The organism is Clostridium gasigenes (genome assembly GCF_017348895.1).
GTDB lineage: Bacteria > Bacillota > Clostridia > Clostridiales > Clostridiaceae > Clostridium > Clostridium gasigenes.
Window position 1 is genome coordinate 1,397,501 of record NZ_CP071376.1, and the last position, 12,500, is coordinate 1,410,000.

General features: G+C 32.7%; 6 protein-coding genes and 2 rRNA genes (2 of these 8 running past the window's edge). All 8 read left to right on the plus strand.

From position 1 onward, the window contains the following. A 23S ribosomal RNA gene (locus tag J1C67_RS06850) occupies positions 1-2,037 on the plus strand (it extends 869 nt beyond the left edge of the window). A gap of 89 nt (positions 2,038-2,126) precedes the next feature. Then, positions 2,127-2,243: ribosomal RNA gene (rrf, locus tag J1C67_RS06855) — 5S ribosomal RNA — on the plus strand. 355 nt (positions 2,244-2,598) lie between these two features. Further along, a complete protein-coding gene (gene glgB, locus J1C67_RS06860) occupies positions 2,599-4,620 on the plus strand; it encodes a 1,4-alpha-glucan branching protein GlgB (protein ID WP_167867652.1) in 2,022 nt (673 codons plus the stop codon). Positions 4,621-4,623: 3 nt separating this feature from the next. Beyond that, positions 4,624-6,054, plus strand: coding sequence for a glycogen synthase GlgA (gene glgA / locus J1C67_RS06865; protein WP_167867651.1), 1,431 nt, complete (start codon positions 4,624-4,626; stop codon positions 6,052-6,054). A gap of 34 nt (positions 6,055-6,088) precedes the next feature. After that, a complete protein-coding gene (locus J1C67_RS06870; protein ID WP_167867650.1) occupies positions 6,089-8,521 on the plus strand; it encodes a glycogen/starch/alpha-glucan phosphorylase in 2,433 nt (810 codons plus the stop codon). Between the two features lie 15 nt (positions 8,522-8,536). Next, the gene (locus J1C67_RS06875; RefSeq protein WP_167867649.1) at positions 8,537-10,366 is read left to right on the plus strand and encodes a glycoside hydrolase family 13 protein; all 1,830 of its coding nucleotides are present in this window, start codon (positions 8,537-8,539) and stop codon (positions 10,364-10,366) included. Between the two features lie 29 nt (positions 10,367-10,395). Then, entirely contained in the window at positions 10,396-11,595 is a 1,200-nt protein-coding gene (locus J1C67_RS06880; RefSeq protein WP_167867648.1) for a glucose-1-phosphate adenylyltransferase, read from the plus strand. 46 nt (positions 11,596-11,641) lie between these two features. Next, positions 11,642-12,500: the 5' portion of a glucose-1-phosphate adenylyltransferase subunit GlgD gene (gene glgD / locus J1C67_RS06885; RefSeq protein ID WP_167867647.1), read on the plus strand. It continues 254 nt past the right edge of the window; 859 of the gene's 1,113 nt are visible here — the first part of the coding sequence; its start codon is at positions 11,642-11,644; its stop codon lies off the right edge, out of view.

Sequence of the window (12,500 nt, forward strand, 5' to 3'; positions counted from 1 at the left end):
GCTAGCGTCGGATATGAGTAATGGAGGTAGAGCACTGAATGGGCTAGGGGGCGTATCGCTTACTGAACCTTATCAAACTCCGAATGCCATATACTATTAGTCCGGCAGTCAGACTATGAATGATAAGATCCATGGTCGAAAGGGAAAAAGCCCAGATCGTCAGCTAAGGTCCCAAAGTGTAAGTTAAGTGGAAAAGGATGTGGGATTTCAAAGACAACTAGGATGTTGGCTCAGAAGCAGCCATTCATTGAAAGAGTGCGTAATAGCTCACTAGTCAAGAGATCCTGCGCCGAAAATGTCCGGGGCTCAAACTTACCACCGAAGCTACGGGCTTGTATTTAATACGAGCGGTAGAGGAGCGTCGTAATCGGGCTGAAGTCGTACCGTAAGGAGCGGTGGACTGATTACGAGTGAGAATGTTGGCATTAGTAGCGAGATGTAAGTGAGAATCTTACAGGTCGAAAACCTAAGGTTTCCTGGGGAAGGCTCGTCCGCCCAGGGTTAGTCGGGACCTAAGCCGAGGCCGAAAGGCGTAGGCGATGGACAATTGGTTGATATTCCAATACCACTACAATCGTTATTATCGATGGTGTGACGGAGAAGGATAGGATGTGCTAGCGAATGGAAATGCTAGTCTAAGCGTTTAGGGAGTTAAGGTAGGCAAATCCGCTTTAACAATTCTGAGGCGTAATGGGGAAGGCCTTTTAGGCTGAAGTATCTGATTCCATGCTTCCAAGAAAAGCATCTAGAAAGAGAAGTAGTGCCCGTACCGCAAACCGACACAGGTAGGTGAGGAGAGAATCCTAAGACCATCGGAAGAATTGCAGTTAAGGAACTAGGCAAATTAACCCCGTAACTTCGGGAGAAGGGGTGCCTGCGAGAGCAGGCCGCAGAGAATAGGCTCAAGCAACTGTTTAACAAAAACACAGGTCTCTGCTAAAGCGTAAGCTGATGTATAGGGGCTGACTCCTGCCCGGTGCTGGAAGGTTAAGGGGAATGCTTAGCGCAAGCGAAGGTGTGAACTTAAGCCCCAGTAAACGGCGGCCGTAACTATAACGGTCCTAAGGTAGCGAAATTCCTTGTCAGGTAAGTTCTGACCCGCACGAATGGAGTAATGACTTGAGCACTGTCTCAACTGCAAATCCGGCGAAGTTGTAGTGCGAGTGAAGATGCTCGCTACCCGCGATTGGACGGAAAGACCCCGTAGAGCTTTACTGTAGCTTAGCATTGAATTTCGGTATTGTCTGTACAGGATAGGTGGGAGACTGGGAAGCTAGGGCGTTAGCCTTGGTGGAGTCATCCTTGGGATACCACCCTGACAGTACTGAGGTTCTAACTGGACGCCATGAAACTGGTGACAGGACATTGTTAGGTGGGCAGTTTGACTGGGGCGGTCGCCTCCTAAAAAGTAACGGAGGCGCTCAAAGGTTCCCTCAGAACGGTCGGAAATCGTTCGAAGAGTGCAAAGGCAGAAGGGAGCCTGACTGCGACACCTACAAGTGGAGCAGGGACGAAAGTCGGACTTAGTGATCCGGTGGTACCTCGTGGGAGGGCCATCGCTCAACGGATAAAAGCTACCTCGGGGATAACAGGCTGATCTCCCCCAAGAGTCCACATCGACGGGGAGGTTTGGCACCTCGATGTCGGCTCGTCGCATCCTGGGGCTGTAGTAGGTCCCAAGGGTTGGGCTGTTCGCCCATTAAAGCGGCACGCGAGCTGGGTTCAGAACGTCGTGAGACAGTTCGGTCCCTATCCGTCGCGGGCGTAGGAAATTTGAGAGGAGCTGTCCTTAGTACGAGAGGACCGGGATGGACCGACCTATGGTGCACCAGTTGTTCCGCCAGGAGCATCGCTGGGTAGCTAAGTCGGGACGGGATAAACGCTGAAAGCATCTAAGCGTGAAGCCTCCCTCAAGATGAGATTTCCCATAGCATAAGCTAGTAAGACCCCTTGAAGAACACGAGGTTGATAGGTCAGAGGTGTAAGTATGGCAACATATTTAGCTGACTGATACTAATAGGTCGAGGGCTTGACCAATTTACAATAATTCATGTGCAATTTTCAGAGAACAAAACTCTGATAAAAAAATAATAAGAGACTAAATCTATGATTTAGGATCTAAACCATCTGGTGATGATGGCGTAGAGGAAACACTCCTTTCCATTCCGAACAGGAAAGTTAAGCTCTACAGCGCTAATGGTACTGCACGGGCAGCTGTGTGGGAGAGTAGGACGTCGCCAGGTTAACAAAAAAGAGTCTGATTTAGACTCTTTTTTTTGCGTTCAAATAAAAAAGATATGATTATTAATTTAATTGTGTCTTTTTTTATTATATAAGGAATATTCAAATCATTTCAGATATCTAAATCAAGTTTAAATGTACTTAAAAATAACTAATATAGCTTAATTATTATTTTTTAGACGTTCAAAAAACAATACGACTATATACTACAATAAAAGATAAATTCCTATGTAGAAAAACAGTGAAAAACAGTAAAAAACATAGATAATCGTATTTAGAAAAGTATAGAAAACGAAGTAACATAATGCTATAATTGTAAATAAATGCAATGGATAAATTAAACAAGGGGGAAGACCTATGGTAGAGGTAAAAAAGAAAAAAGTTATAGTTAAGAAGGGTCAGATATTAGAAGTTGATAATTGTTTATTTCATCAAGGTAAAAATTATAATAGCTATAGGTTTATGGGGGCACATAGTATTATTGAAAATAGAAAAAGAGGAATTAGGTTTACAACTTGGGCTCCGAAAGCAAGTAGTATATATGTAGTGGGTGATTTTACTGATTTTAATATTCAAGAGGAATATAAATTAGAAAGATTAACTGATGAAGGTATATGGAGTGTTTTTATACCTAATTTAAAACCTGGTTGTAGATATAAGTATTATATAGTAAATAAGTGGGGAACAAAAGGAGTGTATAAAGCTGATCCATATGCATATTTATCAGAAGTAAGGCCGAATACTGCATCTATAGTGAAAGAGGATCTTAAATTTAAATGGACTGATAGGAAATGGATAAGTAAACGAAAAAAAAGTAATATATATGAAAGTCCTATAAATATATATGAAGTTCATTTAGGGTCTTGGAAAACTAAAGAAGCTAAATTAACAAATGGAGAGCAGGATAATTTTTTCACTTATGATGAACTTGCAAAAGAATTACCCGCATATGTATTAGAAATGGGATATACTCATGTAGAATTAATGCCAGTTTTAGAATATCCATTAGATGCATCATGGGGATATCAAGGTGTGGGATATTATGCTCCTACAAGTAGATATGGAACAACAGAGGGATTAAAAGATCTTATTAACAACTTACATTCAAATGGAATAGGTGTAATTTTAGATTGGGTACCAGGACATTTTTGTAAAGATGAACATGGGTTGTATATGTTTGATGGTAGTCCTACTTATGAATATGAAGAAGGTTGGAAAGCTGATAATAAAGGGTGGGGTACATTTAATTTTGATTTAGGAAAACCTGAAGTTAAGAGTTTCCTTATTTCTAATGCTTTATATTGGATAAAGGAATTCCATATAGATGGATTAAGAGTAGATGCTGTTTCTAATATGATTTATTTAAGTTATGGAAGAAATGAAGGTGAGTGGAGAACTAATATATATGGGGAAGATGGCTGTTTAGAAGGAATTGATTTCTTAAAAGAATTAAATACCGCTGTATTTTCTGAATCAGAAGGATTACTAATGATTGCAGAAGAATCTACATCTTGGCCAAATGTTTGTAAGCCAATAAAAGAAGGTGGGTTAGGATTTAATTTTAAATGGAATATGGGATGGATGAACGATACATTAAAATATGTAGAGCTTGATCCTGTATATAGAAAATATCATCAAAACAAGCTTACTTTCGCTATGGTATATAACCACACAGAAAACTTTATTTTACCTATATCACATGATGAAGTGGTCCATGGTAAGAAATCATTGGTAGATAAAATGTGGGGAGATTATTGGAATAAGTTTGCAGGCTTTAGATTATATCTAGCATATATGATTGGGCATCCAGGTAAAAAACTTACTTTCATGGGATCAGAATTTGCACAGTTTATAGAGTGGAAAGAATATGAACAATTAGAATGGAAGCTAATTGATGAATTTGATATGCATAAAAAATCACAAGAATACACTAAAGAGTTAAACAATTTTTATAAAAATAACAAGGCTTTATGGGAATTAGATTATAATCCTAATGGATTTACATGGATAGATGCAGATAATAATAAGCAGAGTATTTTATCCTTTATAAGGAGGGGTAAAAGTAAAGAGGATACATTACTATTTATATGTAACTTTACGCCTGTAGTTTATTATGATTTTAGAATAGGAGTTCCTTATTTAGGAGAATATAGAGAGGTATTTAATACTGATGAAAAGAGATTTGGAGGATCGGGACAAGTAGTGGAAGGAATGTTGATATCAGAAAATACTTCATGTCATAATCAACCATATTCACTTAAAACTAAAGTACCGCCCATGTCCATATCTATAATAACGATTGAAAAAATAAATGAAATGAAAAGCATTGAAGAGATAAATATTAAAGAGATAGAAGAAGATAATAGAGGAGTGAACTAAGGAATGAAAGTTCTAATTATTGCATCGGAATCTCATCCTTTTATTAAAACTGGAGGACTTGGAGATGTTATTGGAGCTTTGCCTCATGCACTAAAGAATGTCGGAGTAGATGCAAGAGTTGTAATGCCTAATTATAGAGATATAAAAGATGATCTTAAGAAAAAATTTAAATTTATAAAATCATTTATTGTTAAAGTGGGTTGGAGGGAACAATATTGTGGAATATTTGAATATGATCACGATGGAGTAAAGTATTATTTTATAGATAATGAGTATTACTTTAAAAGAGATGGATTATATGGATATTATGATGATGGGGAAAAATTTGCTTTTTTTGATAGGGCAGTACTTGAATTTATAAAAGAAATAGACTGGAAGCCGGATGTGTTACATTGCAATGATTGGCAAACTGGCATGATACCAGTTCTTCATAAAGTAGAGTATATAAAAAAAGATTTATATAAGAATATGAAAACTGTCTTTTCTATTCATAATCTATTTTTCAAAGGATCATTTAGTCCAGACGTTTTACCAGAAGTTTTTGGATATGATTATGAGTTATTTAATAATGGTAGTTTGGAACTTAATGGAGCAGTAAGTTTCTTAAAAGGCGCAATTAATTATTCAGATAGTATAACTACTGTAAGTAAAAGTTATGCTGAGGAAATAAAAACTCCAGAATATGGAGAAGGGTTAGATGGGTTGATTAGATATAAACAAAATATATTAAGAGGAATAACTAATGGAATTGATTATAAGGAGTATGACCCTAAAAATGATAAATTTATATTTAAACAATATTCAGTTGATACATTAGAGAATAAGGGTATAAATAAAGAGGAACTACAAAATAGACTAGGACTGACTGTTAATAAAAATATACCTATGATTGGAATGGTATCTAGGTTAACACATCAAAAAGGTTGTGACTTAATAATAAATATGTTACATGGAATATTACAAAAAGATGTACAAGTTGTATTCTTAGGAACTGGTGATTATTTATATGAAGAAAATCTTAAGGACTTTAATCAAAGGTATCCAAGTAAGGTAAGTGCAAATATATTATTTGATAATGAATTAGCTCATAAAATATATGCATCTTCAGATATGTTTTTAATGCCTTCGCTTTTTGAACCTTGTGGACTAGGACAATTAATAGCATTGAGATATGGATCTGTACCAATAGTAAGGGAAACAGGAGGATTAAAGGATACTATTACAGATTATAATTCTCAGAATAAAGAAGGAAATGGATTTACATTTAGAAATTATAATTATATAGAATTAATGGAAAAAATAGAATATTCAATAGAGGTATATAAAAATAAGGATAATTGGCAATCATTAGTAATGAGGGCTATGAATTCTTATAATAGTTGGGATAAATCAGCGGAGGAATATAAAAAGTTATATAAGGAATTAATGGCCTAAAACTCATAATTGAGTTATTAGGAGGACATAAAAAATGTTAATAACAAAGAATAAAATAATTGAGGACTATAAAGAGAAATTTTTAGAGTTACATGGTAAGGAACTAGTTGATGGAAATAATCTTCAAAAATATGAAACCTTAGGCGAATTAGTAAAAAAGTATTCAGCTAAGGATTGGGCAAGCACAAATAAGGAGTATTCAAAATTAAAAGATAAGCAAGTTTATTATTTATCGATGGAATTTTTATTAGGTAGGTTATTAGATAATTCACTATTAAATTTAGGGATAAGAGAAACTTGTGAAGAAGCATTAAAAGAATTAAAGATAGATCTTCATGAGTTAGAGGATATGGAACAAGATCAAGGATTAGGTAATGGAGGACTTGGAAGGTTAGCAGCTTGTTTTTTAGATTCTATGGCTTCGACGAATATTGCAGGGCATGGCTTTGGAATAAGATATAAATATGGATTTTTTGAGCAACAAATAATTGATGGAAAACAAGTCGAGGTAGCGGACACTTGGTTAAAATCAAGAAATGTGTGGGAAATAAAAAAAACTGATAAAAGTGAAATAGTTAAATTTTATGGGAAAGTAGAAATGGAAGTTAAAAAGGGTAAAGTAAAATTCGTTCATAAAGATTATGAAGCTGTTTTAGCTGTTCCTTATGATACTCCTATTATTGGATATAAAAATAATTTAGTAAACACACTTAGGTTATGGAGCGTGGAAACTATATGTAAGGAGTTTGATTTTTCTGCTTTTGCTAGGGGTGAATTTATAAAATCTCAAGAGTATAAAAATTCAGTAGAAGCAATATCACTTGTTTTGTATCCAGAGGATTCTTTTTATGAGGGTAAGTTATTGCGGTTAAAACAAGAATATTTATTAGCATCTGCGGGGATTCAGAATATAGTAAATGAATATAAGAGTAATGGGGGAAATATATCATTATTTAATGAGAGTGTAGCTATTCATATAAATGATACTCATCCAACATTAGCAATACCAGAACTTATGAGAATATTAATAGATGAAGAAGGATTAGAGTGGGAAGAGGCTTGGGAAATTACTCAAAGTAGTGTTTCCTATACTAATCATACTATATTGGCTGAAGCCCTTGAAAAGTGGGAAGTAGATATGTTTAAAAATTTACTGCCAAGAGTGTATATGATTATAGAAGAAATTAACCAAAGATATTGCAAGGAATTATGGATCATATATCCTGGTGAGTGGGATAAAATTTCTAGAATGTCTATCATAGGAGACGGATATATTAGGATGGCGAGTTTAGATATAGTAGGAAGTCATAGTGTTAATGGAGTAGCAAAACTTCACACTGAGATATTAAAAAATCAGGAGATGTCAGAGTTTTATTCCTTATATCCTAGTAAATTTAATAATAAGACAAATGGAATAACTCATAGAAGATGGCTAATAAAGTGTAACCCAGAGCTAACTGAATTATTGAAATCTACAATAGGTGAAGGGTTTATGAAAAAACCGACAGATTTAAAAATGTTTCAGGAACATTTAAAAGATAGTAGTGTGAAATTAGCATTAGCTAATATAAAACTTGAAAATAAGAAGAGATTATCAAAGGAAATTTATAACACAAAGGGCATTATGGTAAATCCTAATTCTATTTTTGATGTGCAAGTTAAGAGAATACATGCATATAAAAGGCAAACTCTAAATTGTTTAAGAATAATGGATTTATATAATAGAATTATTGATAATCCTAATTTAGATATAGTACCGAGAACCTTTATATTTGCAGGAAAGGCTGCACCCGGATATTATTTAGCAAAAAACACTATAGAGTTAATAAATTCAATTTCAAATAAGATAAATAATGATTATAGAGTGGGAGATAAGATTAAGGTAGTTATGATGGATAACTACAGAGTATCGTTGGCAGAAAAAATAGTTCCAGCTGCAGATTTGAGTGAGCAAATATCTACTACAACTAAAGAAGCATCTGGAACATCAAATATGAAATTTATGATGAATGGAGCTATTACTATAGCAACATTAGATGGAGCCAACATAGAAATAAAAGATGCAGTTGGACCGGAAAATATTATAGTCTTTGGATTAAATGCAAAGGAGGTCTTTAATTATTATAAAAATGGTGGATACAATGCTTGGGATATATATAATAAGGATTCAAGGGTAAAAAGAGTAATGAATAACCTTATTGATGGAACTTATTCTACAGATAAAGAAAGATTTAAACCTATATATGAAAGCTTACTTAATTATAATGATGAATTTTTTGCTTTAAGAGATTTTAATGATTATATAGAAGCTCAAGATAAGGTAGATAAGTTATATAGAGATTTGGATAAGTGGCAAGAGATGTGTGGGGTAAATATAGCTAAATCAGGAATATTCTCCTCAGATAGAACAATAAATGAGTATGCTACAGGTATTTGGGGCGCAAATACTATATATAGAAATTTATAGTTGAAGGAGGATTTTATGACTGATATAAGAATTTTTCATGATTCTCATAGTTTACAATATAGAGTTCCATTTGGAGCAGTTAAAGTTTTAGAAAATATATCATTAAAAATAGCTTTAGATAAAAGTGCATCAGTATATATAAATTTAAGTTATTTTGATGGTAGAAAAGAAGAATTAGAAATGACTATGTTAGATAAAAGCATCAGTGATAACTATATATTTGATATAGATTTAGAAACTATAAGTTCAGTTGGAATTATAAACTACTATTTCAAGATAGTTTATGAAAGTAATAATATTTACTATGGAAATAATAAAGAATCTCTAGGAGGTATAGGATGTGTATATGATAGAGATCCTATACCTTATCAGATAACAATTTATAATGAGAGAAAGGTGCCCTCGTGGTATAAGGAGGGAATAATATATCAAATATTTGTAGATAGATTTTATAATGGAAATGATAATGGCAGAGTTAATAATCCTAGAAAAAATAGTTTTATATATGCTACCTGGGAAGATGATCCTATGTATGTTAAAGATAAAAGTGGAGATATATCAAAGTGGGATTTTTTTGGTGGTAATTTAAGGGGAGTTATAAAGAAGTTAGAGTATATAAAATCTCTTGGAGTTTCTATTATTTATATGAATCCTATTTTTGAGGCTGTAAGTTGTCATAAATATGATACTAGTGATTATGAGGTAATAGATAAAATGTTTGGAACTAATGAAGAGTTTAAAGAGTTGTGTGAAGAGGCTAAAAAGTTAGAAATAAGAGTTATATTAGATGGCGTTTTTAGTCATACAGGATCGGATAGCAAATATTTTAATAAGTATGGAAATTATCCAGAGATTGGAGCATATGAATCAAAAGAATCAAAATATTATAGTTGGTACACATTTGATGAATATCCTCATAAATATGATTGTTGGTGGGGATTTGATAACCAACCTAATACACAAGAATTAAATGATAGTTATAGTAATTATATAATAAAAAATGAAGAGTCTATCATAGCAAAGTGGATTAAACTTGGAGCAAGTGGTTGGCGATTAGATGTAGCCGATGAGTTGCCGGATAAATTTATAGCTATGATAAAGGAGAAAATGTTATCTGTTGATTTTGAAAGTGTATTAATAGGTGAAGTTTGGGAAGATGCTTCAAATAAGGTTAGTTATTCTTCTAGAAGAGAATACTTTTTTGGAAAAGAGTTAGATTCAGTTACAAACTATCCTTTAAGAGATATTATAATACAATTTTTAATAGGTAATATAGAATCTAAATACTTTATAAGAAGGTTAATGAGCTTATATGAAAACTATCCAAGTGAGAATTTCTATAGTTGCATGAATTTGTTAGGAAATCATGATACTGAAAGAATATTTACAATGCTAGGACAAAATATATATTTATTTAAATTAGCAATAGTTATGCAAATGACACTTCCAGGGGTTCCGCTAATATATTATGGTGATGAAGCTGGTTTAACAGGAGGGAAAGACCCTGAAAATAGAAAGGCATTTCCTTGGAATAAGATTAATGAAGAGGTATTTATAATTTATAAAACCTTGGGAAATTTAAGAAATGAAGAAGAGGTACTTAGAAAAGGTGAATTTAAGATTATAGATACATTACAAGAAATACTTATATATGAACGGAATTATAAGGATAAAAAAATAATTATAATAATAAATCCAAAAAATAAAGAATTTACTTATGAATTCAAGGATGGTTATAGAATAATTAGAGAATTTCAAAATAATAAATGGGTGACATTAACGAATAAAATAAATTTCAACATATGTATAAAAGGCTATGAATTCAAAATATGTGAAATTGTATAGAATATAAACAAGGGGAAGGAGAATTTTTTATGGGGAAGAAAGAAATTGTTGCAATGATTTTAGCAGGGGGACAAGGCTCGAGATTAGGTGTATTGACAAAGGATGTAGCAAAGCCAGCAGTGCCATTTGGAGGAAAGTATAGAATAATAGATTTCCCATTAAGTAACTGCTCTAATTCTGGTATTTATACAGTTGGGGTATTAACTCAATATAAACCTTTAGAACTTAACGCCCATATAGGAATTGGGAATCCATGGGATTTGGATAGAAGAGATGGCGGGGTTACTGTATTACCACCATATCAGAAAGAAAAAGGTGGGGTCTGGTATAAGGGAACGGCTAATGCTATATTCCAAAATATACAATATGTAGATGGATATGATCCAGAATATGTATTGATTTTGTCTGGAGATCACATTTATAAAATGGATTATGATAAGATGTTAGATTTTCACAAGGAGAAAGAGGCTGATGTAACTATTGCGGTTATAAATGTACCGGAAAAAGAAGCTAGTAGATTTGGAATAATCAATACTAGAGAGGATTTATCAATATATGAATTTGAAGAGAAACCCAAAAATCCTAAAAGTACAAATGCATCTATGGGAATATATATATTTAAGTGGGAGTTATTAAAGAAATACTTGAAAGAAGATGAACTTAATTTAAATTCAAGTAATGATTTCGGAAAAGATATACTTCCTATAATGCTAGAGGCTAATGCTAAGATGATGGCCTATCCATTTAAGGGTTATTGGAAGGATGTTGGTACAATCGAAAGTCTTTGGGAAGCTAATATGGATTTATTAAATGAAACTGATGAATTAAACTTACATGAAAATAATTGGAAGATATATTCACAAAATCCAATAAGACCTGCACAATATATAGGATGTAATGCACAAGTTTTAGGGTCGCTTGTAGTAGAAGGATGTATAGTTGAGGGAACTGTTGAAAATTCAATTTTATCTCAAGGCGTATTTGTAGGTGAAAATACCGTTATAAGAGATTCTGTTATAATGCCTAACGTAAAGATCGGTAAAAATGTAATTATAGAAAAAGCTATAATAGGAACGGATGTAGTTATAGGGGATGGATATAATATTAGCAATTTTAATGAAATTTCAGTTATAGCAGCTGGGGAAATATTAGAGTGCAAATCTACATTTGAAAATCATGGGATAGATGCTAAATCTATAGAAGTGCTAGAATATCAATATAGCAATTAGAAAATATTATAAATAGAAAATATTTTAAAGTTACGGGGGAGATTATATGAAGAGTTGTTTTGGTATTATAAATTTAGATGAAGATGAAAGTAGAATGGGAGAGTTAGTAATAAATAGGTCGTTAGCGTCTGTGCCAATAGCAGGAAGGTATAGAGTAATAGATTTTGTATTATCTAATATGGCTAATTCGGGAATTGAGGGAATAGGAATTTTTACTAAGAATAAATCAAGATCTTTAATAAACCATTTAACAAATGGAAGGCCATGGGATCTGCATAGAAAAAAGGATGGACTTAGGGTTTTTAATTTTGGAGATCATGATCCAGTGAATGATGATGTTCATAACTTTATGGATAATATAGAATTTATAAAGCAAAGTAGAAGGGAATATGTTTTAATTTCACCATCATATATGGTTTGTAATATAGATTATAATGAAGTTATAAATCAACATATAAAAAGTAAAAATGATATAACAGTAGTATATAAGCAAATTTTTGATACTGATGGAGAGTTTATTGATTGTGAAGTATTAAATATAGATAATGAAAATAAAGTAAATAGTATTGGCAAAAATATTGGAATTAGAAGAGGCCAACTAGCTAACATTAGTATGGAAATGTATATAATGAAGACCGATATATTCATTAATATAGTTTATAGTAGTATAAAGAGTGGAATGTATAGAAAAATAAAGCAATATATAAGTTCAAACTTAGATAGCTTAAATGTAGGAGCTTTTGAATTTAACGGATATTTAGCTTGTATAAATTCTTTGAAAGCATACTTTGATATGAATATGGATTTATTAGATAAAGAAGTGAACAAAGAACTGTTTTATGACAAAAATCCTATATACACAAAAGCACAAGATGAAGCGCCTACTCAATATACTAAAAATAGCA